Genomic DNA, 18,894 nt, shown 5'->3' on the forward strand with positions numbered 1-18,894 from the left:
CTTCGGATATATTAGTGAATAGTTTAATAAAACTAACTGGCTTAAATAATTAAATATTTATCTCTTTTTATTGCTATTTATTTTTTATGGTCGTAATTATAAATGGAAAAAATAAGCACATACTAATTGAGATATTTTATTAAGTAGACTCGGTAAGGGAATTCTTAGCATTTAGTGAAGGGATTTGAAAAGTGGAATATTCAAATGGAAGAAAAGAAAATAATAAGAAATATAATATCCATACTTTTACTATTAATCCTGAAGGAAATATTAATGAAAACTTAGAAATCATAGAATCAATATTTCCAACTTCTGACCTTGTAAAAAAAATTCTAATTATTGATAAAAAGCCTGCTCTTTTAATTTATCTAACTGGACTAATTGATGAACGGAAAATAGATTCATTTGTGCAAAACATTACTTCACAAAAAGAAGATATCGAACTATTCCTTAATAATAATACGGAAAGTACTATTCGAATTACTAAAATTGAAAAATCTATTTTAGATGGTAAGAGTATTTTATTTTTAGACGGCGTCTCAACTGCTTTTATTTATTCTACAGAGAATCCACCTCATAGGACATTCTTGCCACCAAATATCGATAATTCGCTGAAAGGTTCAAGAATTTCTTTTGTTGAAACATATAAAGATAACATTGCATTACTCCGTAGATTTATTCAAAATCGAGATTTTCGAACAAAGCAAACAGAAATTGGTAAAGATAATAGAAGCATAGTGTCAATTGCTTATTTAGATGGTGTAGTTGACGAGAAACTCCTTTTATCTGTAGAAAATAGAATTTCAGAAATAAAAGTAGATTCAGTACTAAATGCAAATCAATTGGCTCAATTAATGGAGAGAAATCAATTCTCACCATTCCCACAAATATTAACGACTGAAAGACCAGATGAAGCGGCTTCAGCTATCTTAAAAGGAAAAGTTGTTCTAATTTTAGATCGTTCATCTGAAGTAATTATTTTACCTTCGGAGTTTCTATCTTTTTTTACAAGTATTGATGATTATTCGTCTAGAACTTTAGTAGCCTCCTTTAATCGTCTACTTAGAATTGTAGCATTCTTTATTACACTCTATTTACCTGGAATTTATATTGCGATCGTTTCGTTCAACTTTGAAGTTGTACCATTAAAATTACTTTTTTCAATTGGTGAATCACGTGCGCAGGTCCCTTTTGATCCTCTATTTGAAGCAATTATTATGGAAATTACATTAGAAATGCTGAGAGAAGCTGCTATTAGATTACCTGCACCAATTAGTACAACTGTAGGAGTTGTAGGAGGGATTGTAATTGGTCAAGCTGCAGTTCAAGCAGGAATTGTAAGTAATATTATGGTTATTGTAGTTGCATTGACTGCTATTTCATCTTTTATCATCCCAAAATATGAAATGGCATCAAGTTTACGTATTTTAAGATTTCCTATAATGGTGATGGCATCATTCTTTGGTATATTCGGACTTGTTATAAGCACGATGATCTTAATCGTACACGGATTATCATTAAAGAGCTTCAATTCCTCGTATTCTTCACCACTATCACCAATTATTTTTAATCAATTAAAGGATACATTTATACGAATGCCATTAAACTATCTTTGGAAAAAAACAAAATAAAGCCATAAAAAAGGATAAGAGAATATTGGATGTGATTAGCAAATGAATGTCACCAAATTGAACATTTCATACTACCAATTTGTTCTTACAATTTTTGGAGTACAAATAGGAATTGGAATGGTAGCTCTACCTCATGATTTAGCTGAAAAATCAGGTACTAGCGGTTGGATTTCAATCTTAGTAGGAGGTTTAATCTCTACAATACTTAGTATTTTTTATATAAAATTAAGCCAAAAAGTTCCACACGAAAATTTTTCTTCTTTACTGACTATTTATTTAGGTAAAATTATTGGGAAAGCATGTTTATTATTACTGTCAATCTATTTTTTATATGCTGGTTATTTAGTATTAATGTTATCTGTATTATTTGTTCAAGGATATTTACTTCAACATACTGGTGCATATGTTATATTGTTCTTATTTCTGATCCCGACATACCAATTAATCACAGGTGGTATTCATTTAATTGCGAAATATGTTGAAACGATCTTTCCGATAGTTATTTTTTTCTTACTTATGTTATTTTTAACACTAAAAGAGCCGAACTTTAAAAATCTATTTCCTATTATTAAAGAAGGCTGGATGCCTATTTTAAAATCTATTCCTACAACGACAATGTCATTTTTAGGACTCGAAATAATATTCGTTATCTATCCATATTTAGATAAAAAGGAAAAAGCAGTTAATGCCGTAATTATTGCTAATTTGATGAGTACGTTTACATATTTATTTGTAACTATTATTTGTTTTGTGAATTATGGACCTTATGAAATATTATCTGTTTTTTCACCTGTTATTGATATGTTAAGTATTATCGAATTACAATTTTTAGAGCGAATGGATGTGATTCTATTATCATTACTATGTATGGTAATTTCAAAAACATGGGTTACATATTTTTGGGCAGGATTGGACGGATTTTTTGAGTTATATAAAATAAAAAGACTTCCACTTTTTGTTATAACTTTTTTTAGCATAATCTTCATTTGTTCTTATGTTTTCATTCCATCTTTTAACTTAATTCATATACAATTGAAAATTTTATTTTACATTGGTCTTTTTGTTATTTTAGGTTTACCTCTATTGTTATGGTTAGGTGGAATAGTAAAGAAAGATAAGTATAGGGTGACGATAAAGTGAAAAAGATTGCTCAATGTTTATTAATTGTTATGTTATTAACTGGATTAACAGGTTGTAAAGATAAAATTAATATTGAAGACATTACAATGGCACTTTTATATGGGATCGATATAGATGAGCAAGGTGAAGTTAATATTTATATGGCAAGCCCTGTTTTTAGTAAAGAAGTGAAAGAAAAAAATGAACAATTTAAAGTAAAAAGTTTGTCAATAAAAGAAGCTAGTGATTTTATAGATTCAAGAGCAACAGGAATTACAGCAGGTGGAAAAGTACAAACTGTATTAATCAGTAGAAAAGTAATTGAATATAAAGACTGGTATTCTATTTTAGATTTATTTTACCGTGATCCAAAAATGCGTCTTAATGCTGATATCGTATTTGTTAATGGTCCTGTTTCAGATGTAATTGAATTTAGTCCGAAAAATAAGCCAAGATTATCAATATTCATTCCTCAATTAATAAAAACAGCTAATTTTAGAAATGTCTCGGTGCGAACATCATTGCGAAATTATTACAGTATGAAAACGGAAAAAGGTATGACACCTTTTGCACCTGAATTAACTTTAAAAGATAATGTTTTGGAAATCAGTGGAACTACATTATTAAACAATCAAAACCAATATAAAAGGACTCTATCATTAAAGGAAACATTATTATTAAAAATTTTACGAGCTAATACAGAAGGTCAATTATCTATGTGGTTAAAAGCTAAACAACACACAAAAAATGAAAATACCATATCTAAAGAAAAAATCAGTTTTTATATTATGGATATAAAAAGGAATGTAAAAAAGAAATATAAAGATGGTAAATATGAATTTAATATAAATCTTAAATTACCGGTAGCAATAACTGAATCTCCAATAAAATTAAATGACAATTCGCAAGGGAAGTTAAAAAAAGAAATAGAAAAAGAATTACAAAAAGAACTAAATATTTTTGTTAAATCCCTTCAAAATGACAAGTTGGATCCGATTGGCTTCGGTCTTTTTGCAAGATCATTTAAATACTCAGAGTGGAAAAAAGTAGAAGATAATTGGGTTGGTGCATTTCAACAATCAAAAATTAATGTTAAGGTTAAAATTATTTTGATTGATAAAGGAATAACAATGTAAGCCATTACATTTGTATAATAAATAAATAAATAAAAGATTGATGAAGACATTCTAGGTGAAGAATTTAAGTAAAACAGGATTTTAGGCAATTTACAAATAAAAGTCTCAATTGTAGAATGGGCCATTTAGAGAAGAACTTAAGATTACGTTTAGTCTCAGATAGAAGATGATTTCTGTATTCTACAGGTTCATCTTTTTTATTTTACTTTGCTTCCATACAGGACCTCTAAGAATTTTGTCCAGCTAATAATTAATTTTTGGAAGTAAAATCAAATGCTAAACTTTACATATTTTATTTTTTAAAATCTCTTTACTTTTTAATAAACTTCTTGATACAATATCTTTCCGTCTGAAAATTCGGCTATTTACATACAAAAAGGGGGTAGAAAAATGTCTACACAACAATTTAAAGAAGAACTTCAGTATTTAAACACTATCTTATCCGAAATGGAACGGCAGCTAACGAAACTTGAAGGGATTCCAGTTTACACTGGAAGTGATGTAACAGAACAAGTACTTGAAGGAATACGAGAAACGAATCGAAGAAATCTTCGCTTAGCTAAAAACGAACCTTATTTTGGTCGAATGGATTTTCAAGAGGAGTATAAAGACTCGGTACCAGTTTACATAGGAAAAGTAGGAATATCAGAACAAGCTACAGAAAATCCATTGATAATTGATTGGCGTGCTCCAATTGCAAGCATGTTTTATTCGTTTACTGGAGGAGACGACCTTGCTTATTACGAATCTCCTGAAGGAATTATCGAAGGTATAATCTATTTAAAACGAAATATAGTAATCCGCAAAAAAAATCTCCAACGCGTTGTAGATACATATGTAAAAGGCGATCAAGATGTATCAACTACTGATGATTTTCTTCTATATCGATTAAGTGAAAATAAAGATAATCGCTTAAAGGATATTGTATCTACTATTCAATCTGAACAAAATGATATTATTCGTTCATCCAAAAATACACCTTTAGTCATTCAAGGAGTAGCAGGAAGCGGAAAAACCACTGTTGCTCTTCATCGACTTGCATTTCTGATCTACCAATACCGTGAAACATTAAGGGCAGATAAAATGATTATTTTTGCACCTAATAATATGTTTCTAGATTATATTTCAAACGTTCTTCCTGAGTTAGGAGTAGGTGGCATTCAACAAACAACATTTACTGATTGGGCATTAAATACTCTCGACTATGAAGTAAAACAAAAGGATTCATCAGAAAACCTAAACAAATGGTTCGCAACTGGTGCGAACCGCCTTGAAATTAATCAAAATAGTCCAGGTAAATGGAAAGGCTCAACTTATTTTATGTCATATATTGATCGATGTATGGATATATATGAATCCTCAGCTGTTCCTGAAAATGATTTCAAACCTTGGAAAAATAGAATGATTGATAAAGAAACACTTAAACATTGGTTTAGTTTTGAGTATAAACATTATCCACTTGCTAAACGGAGAGAGCGCATTGTTGCAAGGCTTAAGAAATGGATTGATAATGAGCTAAAGGTTATTGAAGAGACTAGCATAAGAAAAGAAAAAAAGAAAAAAGCAACTCAATATTTAAATTCATATATGAAACAATGGCCTAAGCACACTGCACTTACTTTCTATAAATCTCTATTCACTACAACGAAGGATGCATCTATTGAGCACGAAATACCAGCAGATATTATTAAATCTACAGCTTTAAATTGTAAAAAGAAAGAAATGGATCAGGAGGATTTAGCTCCGCTAGTCTATATACACAATCGACTTTTTGGAATTGAGTCAAATCAAAAGTTTCATCATGTAATCGTAGACGAAGCGCAGGATTTTTCACCTTTTCAAATTGCATTATTAAAGCAAATGACAATTGGAAATTCGTTCACCATTCTCGGAGATTTATCCCAAGCCATTCACGAGTATCAAGGGATTAATAATTGGGATGAATTTTTAGAGGTATTTAATGAAAAAGAAGTAACCTATTACGAGTTAAATAGAAGCTATCGTTCCACAATGGAAATCATTCATTTTGCAAATGAGATTATAAAAAAAGCAAATATACCTGTTAGTTTAGCAAATCCAGTATTTCGAAGTGGAGAAAAAGTTAAAATACAAGAAGTAGATCATACAAATCGGATTCAAGTCATAATTAATTCTATCCAACAATTAAAAAAGGATAAAATGGATACAATTGCAATTATTGGCCGTACTGAGGATGAGTGTGCAATTTTACATAGTGAATTATCCGCAGCTGGAGAAGAAGTATCCTTTATTCATTCAAAACAGAGAAAATACGAAGGTGGAATTTCGGTTGTACCGGTTTATCTTTCTAAAGGACTTGAATTTGATGCTGTACTACTTGTCGATGTAGATGATGTGCATTATGAAGAAAAGAAACAAGACGCTAAGTTACTTTATGTTGGATGTACTCGAGCACTTCATAATTTGACTGTATTATATTCTGGAAACAAATCTCCACTAATTGAAAAATCACCAATTCAGACTGTTTAATTACAATATTCATTATTTTAGCTAAGTGCTAAAAATAAAAAGCATTTTCAATTATTTAATAAATATTAAAAGGGCATTGATTTTACAAATCGATGCTTTTTTATATTGATTCAAATGAACTTTCTAAAACTTTTGAATCATTTTCAATTTCCTTAAAACAGACATATAATTCTTCTATTATTGTAAAAAATCACCTAAAATATGGTAAATCTTACTCTTTTCAACAAGATTAGTAGCCTATTAATATTGAAGTATTAAATAAAAAGTAGGTGACCATCATCGATACAAAACAAGAAGTCGTATTATGCTTAAAGGATCTAAAAAAAGATTATGGAGTAAAATCGGTATTAAAAGGAATTGATTTAACTGTTCATCGTGGACAAATAATTGGTTATATTGGACCAAATGGAGCAGGAAAAAGTACGACTATTAAAATTTTATTAGGACTAGAAGGGAATTACTCTGGGAATGTTGAAATTTTTGGAGAAGAAATTTCAGAACAAAATGTTGAATACAAGAAGAAAATTGGTTATGTTCCTGAAATTGCTGAACTATACGATAATCTTACAGCTAGAGAGTATTTAACATTCGTTGGCGAGTTATACGGGATGGATTTTGACGAAGCCGATGAGAAGGCCTCGAAGTTAATGAAGGTATTTGGTTTGGAGGAAGTTTATTTATCGCGAATTGCTTCTTTTTCAAAGGGAATGAGGCAAAAAGTCCTAATCATTTCAAGTTTAATACATAATCCTGACCTATTGTTTTTAGATGAACCACTTAGTGGGCTTGATGCAAATAGTGTAATGGTATTTAAAGAAATCCTAGACATTCTAGCTGCTAATGGAAAAACGATATTTTATTCATCACATATTATGGATGTAGTAGAGAAAATAAGTAATCGAATTATTTTGATCAATGATGGTAAAATCGTAGCGGATGGAAGTTTTAAAGAATTAAAGGAGCAAAATGAAGAAGGATCATTGGAACAGATTTTTAATCAGCTTACAGGGTTTAATGAACATCAAGCTTTAGCTGAAGAATTCGTATCCATTGTTAAGGGGGAATAATTATGAAGGATTTCCCTATGTTAAAAATCTTAGACTTTTTTCGACCACTATTTGAGTTGTTTGGTGTTGAATATCCAATCATGCGTAAAATTTTAGCAGTAAAATTAACAATGGATAGTCGTAGGACACCGACCATTTTTAATCAAAACAACAAGAAAACAAAGAAAGACGAAGAAAATGGAATCATAAAATCATTAGGAGTGTATGCTTTACTTAGTTTGATGCTCATTCCTTTAGTGCTTTTTGGAAAAAGTTATGTATATGAAATGAGCGCTTTTTTTGGCATTATTATGTTCCTCATCATGACATCAATGATCTCGGATTTTTCAAATGTCTTACTTGATGTGAAGGACAAAGGGATTCTTCATACAAAACCAATTGGAAAAAAGACGATTACTGCTGCAAAAATGGTACACATATCAATCTATCTTTTATTAATAACTACTTCAATTACAGCTTTGCCAGTAATAGTTGGGACATTTAGACACGGTTTATTATTCTTAATTTTGGCGATTGTAGAGCTTCTTCTCGTCAATTTATTTATAGTTGTCTTAACGTCGATTATCTATTATTTCATTTTAAGATTTTTTGATGGTGAAAAGTTAAAAGATATTATTAATTACGTCCAAATCGGACTTTCAATTTCAATTGCTGTAGGGTATCAACTTGTCGGTAGAGCTTTTAGCTTTGTAAATCTAGATATGTCATTTTCGCCAACTTGGTATCATTTTCTTATTCCCCCTATTTGGTTTGGGGCGCCATTTGAATTAATTTTAAATCGTAACACAAGTACATATCTTATTGGATTTTCTATTTTAGCAGTAATAATCCCTATTATTGCGATCATGTTCTATAGTTTATTGATCCCATCCTTTGAGAAAAATCTTCAAAAATTATCAAATAATAGTGGCATTAATAGAAAAAAAGACAGTAAGTGGAAGAATTGGCTGTCTAGAGTATTTTGCAGTAATAATGAAGAAAAGGTATTTTTTAAATTCGCAGATAATATGATGCGAAATGAGAGAGAATTTCGACTAAAGGTTTATCCATCATTAGGATTATCAATCGTTCTCCCATTCGTTTTCTTATTTAATCAACTACAAATTTATTCTTATCATCATTTAGTAATAAGCAAGAGTTATTTAACGATTTATATGTCTTGCTTAATCATTCCGAATGCAATCGCCATGCTAAAATATTCCGGGAAATATAAGGGTGCTTGGATCTATAAAACAGCGCCAGTATCAAATCTCGCACCATTATATAGTGCAACTTTAAAAGTATTTATCGCAAATCTATATTTTCCTGTCTATTTTATTTTAAGTATAATTTTTATCGGAATCTTTGGTATTAAAATAATTCCAGATATATTAGTTGTTTTTGTAAGCTCAATTTTATATACGGTTATTTGCTCAAATTATCTTAAAGGAACACTGCCATTTTCAGAGTCGTTTGAGGATGCTCAACAAAATTCTGGAATCAAAATAATAATTGCCTTAGTATTAGGGGGGATATTGGCCTTAATTCACTGGGGGATCACTTTTATTCCATTTGGTGTAATGATTTACTTAGTATTGTTAATTATTGTGACGTTCTTTTCATGGAAACATGCTTATAAAACGATTTGGAATTTTTGAAACGAAGAATTAGAGAATATTATTTAATACTAAAAAAGTAGAGGGCGCAATGCTTTCTACTTTTTATATTTTATTTCTTGGGTAAGATAAAGGAATGACTTGAGCAATTAAATAGAACTTTTTAATTGATTGGGATAATATGGGATTGTAGTTTAAATAAAAAGTTTGTGAGAGGACGTTGACTATGTCTAATTTATTCAAACCATTCAAATATAAAGGATTAGAATTAAAAAATCGTGTTGTAATGCCACCTATGTGTCAATATTCAGTCCATTTAAAAGATGGGATTCCAACAGATTGGCATTTCGTTCACTATACTAGCCGTGCTATCGGAGGTACGGGTTTAATCATTATCGAAATGACAAATGTTGAAGATCGAGGCCGCATTTCAGATTATTGTCTAGGAATTTGGAGTGATGATCATATACCGGCATTTAAGCACATTATCGATGAATGTCATAAATATGGTGCAAAAGTTGCGATTCAAATTGCTCATGCAGGACGTAAAGCCGAAGATGCTCCAAATCCAGTATCCTCTTCACCAAAACCTTTTAACGAGAAATCAAAAACTCCACATGAGTTAACAACTCTAGAAGTGAAAGAAATGGTTGAAAAGTTCAAAAAAGGTGTAGAGCGAGCGGTTCTTGCAGGAGTTGATACGATTGAGCTTCACGGAGCACATGGATATCTCATTCATCAATTTGCATCTGCTTATACGAATCAAAGGACAGATGAATATGGTCAAGATAAATTTTTATTTGGAAAAGAAGTCATTAAAGCAGCTAAAAGTGTAATGCCAGCTGACATGCCACTTATTATGCGAATTTCTGCGTTAGAATACGTGGATGGAGGCTACGGTCTAGATTATTCTGTAGAAATGGCTAAAGCATTCCGTGATGCAGGTGTCGATCTATTCCACATCTCATCTGGTGGTGAAGGTCCAATCGGTTCAGGAGGTAGACCTGGATCTCATCCTGGATATCAAGTCAAATTGGCTGAACAGATTAAAAAAGAAGTAGAAATCCCGGTAATTGCGGTTGGGAAATTAGATGATGCAAATCTTGCAGAATCTGTACTTGGCAATGAAGAAGCAGATTTAATCGCTGTTGGTCGTGGGATGTTAAGTAATCCTTATTGGGCGAATGAAGCTTCAATCCTTCTTGATGGGAAGCCTTTGACTCCAAAACCATATGAGAGAGCATATTAAGAAAAAATATTAAAAGTACGCTTATTGACCAGCGTACTTTTTGATTTAATGAAGATATAAAAATTTAGTTAGTTTTTAGTCGTGTAGACAAAGTACAAAATTTAGATCATTACAAGACCTTATTTTGAATTTACTTCATCAAAAAATGGTTTGTTAGCAAAATAATACATAACTGCCATCATAAATTCTCCGCCAATAAGATTCCCAATTGTAACGGGAATAAGATTTCGAATAATACCTGAAATAGAAATAGTGGAAGGATGATCAATTACAAGTGCTATTGCAAAGGAGCACATATTGGCAATACTATGCTCATAACCGGACATAAAGAAACAAAACACAAATAACATCATCGCAGTAATTTTTGTTAGATTTTCAGTTTCACCAAAAGACATTGGTATGAAAAAGGCAAGACAAACGAGCCAATTACACAAGATGCCCCTTGCGAATAAATGAAAAATAGAATTATCTATTTTATGTTCGACAACTGATAATAGAAATGCACTTGAGTCAGGAGCGTCAAAAAGTCCAGTAGTATAAATGATAAAAGCAAAAAGACAAGCCCCCAAAACATTTCCTATATAACTGTAGATTAGTAGCTCAAAAACCTTTGGCCACTCCATTCGCCCTCTTAATGCAGCATATGTATAATAAAAAGTATTTCCAGTAAAGAGATCACCACCGCCATACCAAATCAACACAATAGCTGCACCAAATGTTAATGCGGCAATAGGGTAAGCAACAGGAGAATTAACTAAGAAAAAGCCGTTTCCTGTCTTGAAAGCTACCATAACACCGAATCCAATAAACATACTTGCAAGCATACTTCTTAATACGTAGCGGAGATGGCTTTGTTCAAATATTTTTAATTTCTTTAAAGCCAATTTTTCAACTTCTAAAAGCGGTTTAGTTTCCATGGCATCACCCCTTTTTAATTTGCCCATTAATGTTTAAGAAATAACATTTTTGTAAATTTTTATGATAAAATTTAATTATTAAAAATTTTCATAATTAAATCTTCCCTTGATAAAAAGAGTGGATGGAAAACTAATAGTAGATATAGAAAAGTTTATTGGAGGGGTTTTTTTGAAAGAAATTATAGTACGCCCATATACACTTGAGGATGCAGAGGCTAAGTTACAATTACATGTAGAAAATAAAGAACATTTTGAAAAATGGTCTCCGACGTTAAGGAAAGAGGACTTTTACACTGTTGAAGGACAAATGAATAGTATAAAAGAGTTTATGGAAAAAAGTGCAGAAGATAGTAGATATGATTTTGCGATCTTTGTTAAAGAAGACCTTAATTTAACTTTAATAGGAGAAGTACAGTTCATTTTTGTTACACGAGGTCCTAAACAAAGTTGTATGGTTGGTTACCATATTGGAGAAAAATTTAATGGTCATGGATATATGACGAAAGCTTTGAAAATTGCTCTAAAAATTGCATTTGAAGATTTGAAATTCCACCGAGTGACTTCAGAAGTTAATCCTGAAAATTTAGGGTCTTTACGCGTCCTTGAAAAAGTTGGATTTGTGAAGGAAGGATACTATCGAAAAAACTTAAAAATTAGAGATCAGTGGTATGATCATGTTTGTTTGGCAATTTTAGAGGAAGAATTTGCAGAGAAGGTTGCACAAAGTTAATTTGTTAAATTAATATTTTGTTTAATTTAAGATAGACAGTTTACTGTTTATCTTTTTTTATTGAAAAATAATTTGAATATCTATAAAATAGTTCAATTTTACACTGGTTTGAAAATAATTTAGAAGCATTTACGACATGATTTTTACTTTGTCATAAAATTTTAACAATAAAATGAAGGAAAATTGGCAAATTTTATCTAATTAATAAGAAAGGGAGTTTTATATTCTCTTATCTTTTAAATGATCGATGCAGTATATCGATTTAATTGTAAGATGCTCAAAGTAAAAACTATGGTGAAAAAAAAGGAGTGGTAGGGATGAATTTCTACATTATATCGGAAGAGAAAGAAAACCAAAACATTCATTATTACTGTATCGCTGCAGGTAGCCATCGCTACGACTTTGCTGTTATCTTTTCGGGAAAATTTCTAGGGAAAGCAATGGTTGTCTCTATTCAAAGTGGAAGAATGGTATTACTTTGCAGAGAAGATATCGACCATCCAGAACACTGGGACCAAAAACTTGGAATTGCAGCTGAAGACATTAAAGAAATTGAATCGTTTTTTCATTCCATCTTGGATCAAAAAATTTTTAGTGATCAATATTAAAAAGCGAGAGTCTCCAAAATTTAGGAGACTCTTTTTAATTTGTATTTAAGTTAATTTCCTAAAAAATCTTGTAAACGAAATTACACCAACAAATCTATCATTCTATTACGGCGACACACTTACACAAACCGTTCCAGTAGGGACTTATTATTTAGAAGGATACAGTAAAGTTAAAATTGATGTAAATTCAGCAACCTATATTGAGTTTAATAAATAAGTAGAAGGTACTTAACTGTGGGATAAAATTAAGTGAGTTCTTATTTTTACTCCGCATTTTTTTATTTCCACAATTAAAGTAAAAAAAATGTTAAGGAAAATTTTTCTATTTATCTATAAAAATAATTAATTATATGTTAATTTTATTTTAAATAACTTACAATTAATAAGAGTTTGTTACAATTATATCTCTAATTCTATTATTAGTGAGTATAAGCGATTATTTTCTTAATCATGTTACAGGTAATTAGACCTTGAAAATTCCCAAAAACATCTATTATCAAATTCAAAAGTTCTGTTTTTGAATAAACAAAAAGGTATTATTAAGTGATTACTAGAAAATAATTCCAAGGGAAAGGAGGGGGTTGATCGTTTTGATTTGGAACTGATGTAACTACATATAAAATTAAATCCATCATTTAAACGAATGGATTAATATTTAATTGTTACAGATGTGTGTATAGTTTATTTTCTTTGAATCTATTAAATAAAGGGGCTCAACTATGAAGAAAAAAAATTATTTAGCTTTACCTGTATCAACAATTCTTTTATTTTCAAGTATTTATTCTGGGACAGTTCAAGCTGCTTCAGTAACAGGAGCTAATAGTACAGTTGCTAATCAGGTAAACTCTGGTAAAAACCTTAGAAAAAGCCAAATGAAGGAAGTACCAAAAGCAAGTGGTAAAGTACTCCCTAAGAAGGCAGAATCTAAAATTGAAACAAAATTAAGAGATAAATTAAAAAATAAACATTCAGTAACGAATCATAATGAACAACCAGGTGAATTAATCGTTAAATATAAAAAGAAAGTGACTTCAAGTGAAATCACTACACTTCAGAAAAAGTATTCTTTAAAGTCTTCAAAGAAATTAAAGAATTTAAACGCTGAAGTGGTACATATTCCAACTGGTGAAAGCACTAATGAGTACATAACGAAACTAAAAAAGGATCCAAACGTTGAATCTGTACAACCGAACTACAAATATTATGCTTCTGACTTTAATAATGCTCCTGACTATTATGATCAATTATGGGGACTTAATAATATCGGACAAACCATCAATGAGAGTGTAGGAAAAGAGAATATTGATGTAGACGCACCTGAAAGCTGGACGAATTTTAGTTCAAAGTTAGCGAAACCTGAAGCGCAAGTAGTAGTTGGTGTAATTGACACGGGCGTTGATATTAACCATCCAGATTTAAAAGGAAAAATTTGGACAAACACAAAGGAAATTCCTGGTAATGGTATTGATGATGACCATAACGGTTATGTTGATGATGTAAATGGCTGGGATTTTTATAATGATGATAACACTGTTTACGATGCACTTGATGGAGATGACCATGGTACTCATGTATCTGGCACAATTGCTGGAGCTTTAGAAGGTCCAAATCTAAAAGATAATAAAGGTGTAGTTGGTGTTGCTCCTAACGTAAAAATTATGCCGTTAAAGTTTATCGGTCCTGAGGGTGGAACATCTGCAGATGCGATTGAAGCAATCGAATACGCTAAAAGTATGGGCGTTAAAATCACCAATAATAGCTGGGGTGGTGGAGAATACGATCCATTACTTGAAGAAGCAATTGAAAATTCTAATAGCTTATTTGTAGCTGCTGCAGGTAATGATGGAATGGATAATGATGAAGAAGGCGCTTATCCTGCTAGCTTTGAAAGTGCTAATATCTTATCAGTTGCGGCGGTTGATAACAAAGGTAAATTAGCAGATTTCTCTAATTATGGCGCTGAATCTGTAGATGTTGCGGCTCCTGGAGTTGACATTCTAAGCTCAGTCCCTAAATACCCAATCGATGAAATTACAAAATTATTGAAAATTGATCAGGCTGGCGCATCAGCTGAAATTAATGGAGATAATTATAAAGCAATCTTTGATGGAATTGGATATGAAAAGATATCTGAAAAACAAAGACAAGATGCTTTTGATAAAGCATTAAATTATTTAGATTTAACGGATACGAATAAGAAAATTTTACTAGTTCAAGATGATGAAAATGATCTTGCAGAAATGTTAAAAGGTATTCCTGAACTTTCAAAAATCTTTAAAAACTATTTACCAACTTATCAAAAACTGTTGTCTAAGTATTCTTCGGTAAAAACGGTTACGATCAGTTCAGAATCGTCTTTATCAATGAATAGTACTGATTTATCACAATACGATGCTGTAGTTTGGTTTACAGGAAACGCTATTGGATTAAACTCTGATGAAGGTACTACTTTAACAAAATCAGATACAGAATTATTAAAAAATTATCTTACAAGTGGCGGTAAATTATTATTATCAGGTGTTAACGCTTTAATAGGCCAAGAAAAGTCATCATTTGTAAAAGATTCTTTACATTTAAATGTTTATTCAGATATGGGTCCAAGTTTGAATGTTGAAGGTTTATCTGGTGGAATCTATGAAAATACTAAATTTGACGTAAACCGATATGATTTACCTTATTACATTGCTGATTATATAACTTCGAATGATGATCAAAAAACAAAAATTAATTCTAAATATGTTTCTGATTATGCACAAGCATATGATTATTATAGTGGAACATCTATGGCGACTCCACATACTACGGGTGCTGCTGCAATTTTATTAGGTTTACATCCGAACATGTCACCAGAGATGCTTAAGTTATATACAAGTGCAAATGGAACAAAATTAGATTCACTAAAAGATCTTGTGGGCACTGGGAAAATTGTTAAATCATCAACTCTAGATAACTTTGACGACAATGATACACCAGGTATTCCATTAGATAAAAGTATATTAAATGGAAGTCTAGATTCTACAAAAGATAAAAACGATGTTTATGCAATTTCGTTAAAAGAGGGCCAAGGCATCACTTTCTCATTAAATGGGCAAGCAGGAACCGATTTTGACTTGTATGTTTACAATGAATCAACAGCTAGTGTAAATAATAAGAATGGTATGGTTGCATACTCAGAAAACATAAATTCATCTAAAGAAAAAATAAACTTTATTGCTCCTAGAACTGGAATCTATTTTGTAAATGTCTACGATTACAAAGGTTCAGGAAACTACAAGCTATATTCTGGCAATTTCGGTGGATCGTATGAAGATGATTCTGACTCAGTGACTTTAGATGGAGATTGGAATCCAGCATTTAATCCACAATTCTCCGAAGAAATGGCAGGAGTCCTTAATTCTAGAGGTGAAGTTAATTTCTCATTTGTTGGGTCTAGCATAGAATGGCAAGGGTTTAAAGATTCAACTCAAGGAATTGCTGATGTTTATATCGACGGCAATAAGATTGCATCTCCATCGCTTTATGATAGTACGTTGAAATCGAAGCAAAGTCTATTAAAATATGATTTTACAACTTATGGCAATCACTCTATCAGAATTGTATGGACTGGAAAAAGTGATTCAGCGGCAAGAAAATCTGCTACAGGGATCAATTTGGATAAATTTATCGTAAAAGATAATCCAATTTCATTAAAAACATCATTTGATACAGCAAAGAAATATCCAGTTATTTCATGGACTGCTCCAAAATGGGCTGCATCATATACTATTTATCGCAAAGAGTCGTCACAAACTGATTATGTACAATTAAATAAAACACCTATTACTACAACGTCTTATATGGATACAACTGCAATGTCGCCAGGAAAAACGTACAACTATGTTGTGGTAATTAATACACTGGATAAAACAGAAACACCTTATTCAGCTTCAATTAGTTACGTAAACGATGATGATATTAAAGGAAGAATCTATATAACAGGTACTGCAAAAGGAAGTCTTAATACTGACGCACAAGACTTTAAAGATGTTTGGGCTAAAAATTTAGACGCGGGCAAAACATATGAAATTACGTTAACTGGCCCTACTAATGCAAACTTTGATCTTTCATTATACAACATCGGTACATCAACTATTTATGGTACGAAAGAATTGAAAAAGTCTGCTAGTAGCACGTCTACTGAAAAAATAGTCTTTAAACCAACAAAAACTGGAATGTACTATATCGTTCCTTCTGCTGTAAAAGGCTCTGGCCAATATAGTATAAATATTTCAGTGCAAACAACGAAATCAGTAGAAAACAATGATTCCAATGTAAAATATTCTGGAACTTGGAGTAAGTTAAATTATACGAGCGCTTCTGGTGGAACGATTACTCAAACAAAAGGATCTACTGGATCACTTCAATACAATTTTAGTGGTACAGGTATTACTGTATATGCTTTAAAAGATAAGAATATGGGTAAAGCTGATATTTATATTGATGGTAAAAAAATAAAGCAAATTGACCTTTATTCTTCAAGCCGTAAATATAAAGTAAATGTTTTTGATTTACAAAATCTAGAAAATAAAGCTCACACGATTAAAATTGTTGCTACTGGTACAAAATCTAATGCTGCAACAAACAAGTTAATAAATGTTGATTCATTTAAATTAACTCAGTTTTCATTAGTTAAATAATAAGCATTAGCAAAATAAAAATCCTGATTGCTCTTTTGAGTATATCGGGATTTTTTTTTGAATTTTGACTTGTTTAATTACCTTTACTGAGGGAAATTAAAAGGCAACAAATTTTGTGAAATATTTTGAATAATATAGACGTTTTATCTTTGAATTTGGTAAAATTAAACAAAAATACGTTGGTCATTTCGTTGGCCAACCTATTTATTTTGTAATAATTAGTGATTGAAAAGTGGAGGATCTAGTATTTATGGTGAGGAAACCAAGAGTGTTTATTGGTTCTTCAGCGGAAGCTATTCATTATGTTGAAGCCGTATTTGAAGGACTAAAAAGAGATACGGAAGTCACAATGTGGATGAATGCTTTTGAAGAACTAGAGTACACAATGGATGATTTAGAAAGGCAACTAGATACAAATGATTTTGCAGTATTCATATTTACTCCAGACGATATTATGGAAATTCGAAATGAGAAATATTTAGCAACAAGAGATAATACAATGTTTGAAATGGGACTATTTTGGGGGCGTTTAAAAAGAGGACGAGTTTTTTACATTATGCCAAATGATACTAAGGGCATAGTACATAAAAACTCTATAGAACCGCTGAACTATCATTTGCTTTCGGATTTAACCGGTCTTAATTCATTAAAATATGATGTACGTGATGATAAGGATATCGTTCAAGAAGTGGCTGGAGCTTGTATAAAAATAAAGAGAAAGATTAAAGAAAAAGGCTTATTTCCTGATCTTCAAAATAAAATTGATGATTTAATCGTACAAAAAAAAGAAAGTGAAGTTGTTGCTAAATTTAGTACACTTCTAACATTAGAACTTTTAAAATCAGACCGAAATAAAGTTGCGATCTTCTTATCAGATAATCTAAAAAGGGCTCATAGTGTACCCGAAGGTTATGAAATTGCTGATGTAGGTGTATGGAAAGTAGAAGGGTCTGACGGTTTAAAACATGTTGCTGGTAAAAAATCCAGAATCGATTTTTATCATTTTGATTTCAATGAAGATATTGTTGATGATCGAATCTTTGTGATCGATAGTTATCTAAATAGCGAAATTATTTTTATTAAAAAAAGTGAATTTTACAATACATACTTAATATGCTATCCTATTGAAAATAGTATGGTACTAACTGTCACTTTTTCAAGTGAAGAGTATGAAGCAATCGATCTAACTGAAGATGAAAAAGACTTCCTACTAGGAAGAAATAAAAGATTAATGAAAACAATAAACGAACTGTTTGGAGGTGTTTCTGTATGACTAGGTATATAAACTTAAATGATGCTAAAAAGGAATCTAAGAAAGATTTCTATCCAAAAGTTGAAAAAGGTATTGGCCAAAAGGGACTTGCTGATTTTAATGGTAAAACTGAAAGAGCAATTGTTGTTCTTCGTCGCAAAGCAGAATACGGAACTCCAGATCAAATGAATGCATATTAAAGCAAAAGGGTGACTTAATTAGTTACCCTTTTTTTGTTTTTAAATTAACTTAATTACTATTTTCATGAGTAAGTAAAAAAGCAAAAAGATGAAAAGTAGTACCCATAAGAGCTTCATGAGTTAGTAAAAAAGCAAAAATTTGAAAAGTAGTACCTCATAAGAGCTTCATGAGTTAGTAAAAAAGCAAAAATTTGAAATGTAGTACC

The 18,894-nt window shown here is 31.0% G+C and carries 13 protein-coding genes; 12 read left to right on the forward strand and 1 reads right to left on the reverse strand.

Annotated features, from left to right (window positions below):
• Positions 1–191: 191 nt before the first annotated feature.
• From ACFVR2_RS06860 to ACFVR2_RS06890, 7 genes are all read left to right on the forward strand, one after another.
• Positions 192–1,631 carry a spore germination protein gene (locus ACFVR2_RS06860; protein WP_387360083.1) on the forward strand — a complete coding sequence of 480 codons (1,440 nt, stop codon included), beginning with the start codon at positions 192–194 and terminating at the stop codon, positions 1,629–1,631.
• Positions 1,632–1,673: 42 nt separating this feature from the next.
• The gene (locus tag ACFVR2_RS06865; RefSeq protein WP_387360085.1) at positions 1,674–2,771 is read left to right on the forward strand and encodes a GerAB/ArcD/ProY family transporter; all 1,098 of its coding nucleotides are present in this window, start codon (positions 1,674–1,676) and stop codon (positions 2,769–2,771) included.
• Complete coding sequence (locus tag ACFVR2_RS06870; protein WP_387360087.1) at positions 2,768–3,886, forward strand: Ger(x)C family spore germination protein; 1,119 nt, start codon at positions 2,768–2,770, stop codon at positions 3,884–3,886. The genes ACFVR2_RS06865 and ACFVR2_RS06870 overlap by 4 nt, the downstream gene beginning before the upstream one ends.
• 390 nt (positions 3,887–4,276) lie before the next feature.
• The gene (locus ACFVR2_RS06875) at positions 4,277–6,394 is read left to right on the forward strand and encodes a HelD family protein (protein ID WP_387360089.1); all 2,118 of its coding nucleotides are present in this window, start codon (positions 4,277–4,279) and stop codon (positions 6,392–6,394) included.
• Positions 6,395–6,663: 269 nt separating this feature from the next.
• Positions 6,664–7,461 carry an ABC transporter ATP-binding protein gene (locus tag ACFVR2_RS06880; protein ID WP_387360091.1) on the forward strand — a complete coding sequence of 266 codons (798 nt, stop codon included), beginning with the start codon at positions 6,664–6,666 and terminating at the stop codon, positions 7,459–7,461.
• A gap of 2 nt (positions 7,462–7,463) precedes the next feature.
• Entirely contained in the window at positions 7,464–9,098 is a 1,635-nt protein-coding gene (locus ACFVR2_RS06885; protein WP_387360093.1) for a hypothetical protein, read from the forward strand.
• Positions 9,099–9,282: 184 nt separating this feature from the next.
• Positions 9,283–10,305: an NADH:flavin oxidoreductase/NADH oxidase gene (locus ACFVR2_RS06890; protein WP_387360095.1), complete on the forward strand. Its 1,023-nt coding sequence runs from the start codon at positions 9,283–9,285 to the stop codon at positions 10,303–10,305.
• Positions 10,306–10,424: 119 nt separating this feature from the next.
• Here the strand turns inward: ACFVR2_RS06890 and ACFVR2_RS06895 are convergent, their stop codons facing one another.
• Positions 10,425–11,222: a formate/nitrite transporter family protein gene (locus ACFVR2_RS06895; RefSeq protein WP_387360097.1), complete on the reverse strand. Its 798-nt coding sequence runs from the start codon at positions 11,220–11,222 to the stop codon at positions 10,425–10,427.
• A gap of 169 nt (positions 11,223–11,391) precedes the next feature.
• Between ACFVR2_RS06895 and ACFVR2_RS06900 the strand changes: the two genes are divergently transcribed.
• From ACFVR2_RS06900 to ACFVR2_RS06920, 5 genes are all read left to right on the forward strand, one after another.
• Positions 11,392–11,952, forward strand: a complete 561-nt coding sequence (locus tag ACFVR2_RS06900) for a GNAT family N-acetyltransferase (RefSeq protein ID WP_387360099.1) — start codon at positions 11,392–11,394, stop codon at positions 11,950–11,952.
• A 317-nt stretch (positions 11,953–12,269) separates the two neighbouring features.
• On the forward strand, positions 12,270–12,560 hold the full coding sequence (locus ACFVR2_RS06905) for an SAV0927 family protein (protein WP_335415844.1): 291 nt from the start codon (positions 12,270–12,272) through the stop codon (positions 12,558–12,560).
• 719 nt (positions 12,561–13,279) lie between these two features.
• Positions 13,280–17,236 carry a S8 family serine peptidase gene (locus ACFVR2_RS06910; RefSeq protein WP_387360101.1) on the forward strand — a complete coding sequence of 1,319 codons (3,957 nt, stop codon included), beginning with the start codon at positions 13,280–13,282 and terminating at the stop codon, positions 17,234–17,236.
• Positions 17,237–17,486: 250 nt separating this feature from the next.
• Positions 17,487–18,509: a TIR domain-containing protein gene (locus ACFVR2_RS06915; protein WP_387360103.1), complete on the forward strand. Its 1,023-nt coding sequence runs from the start codon at positions 17,487–17,489 to the stop codon at positions 18,507–18,509.
• Positions 18,506–18,688, forward strand: a complete 183-nt coding sequence (locus ACFVR2_RS06920; RefSeq protein WP_056465726.1) for a hypothetical protein — start codon at positions 18,506–18,508, stop codon at positions 18,686–18,688. The genes ACFVR2_RS06915 and ACFVR2_RS06920 overlap by 4 nt, the downstream gene beginning before the upstream one ends.
• Positions 18,689–18,894 lie beyond the last annotated feature (206 nt).

This window comes from Gottfriedia sp. NPDC057991, from assembly GCF_042886615.1.
In the GTDB taxonomy this organism is placed as follows: domain Bacteria; phylum Bacillota; class Bacilli; order Bacillales; family Bacillaceae_G; genus Gottfriedia.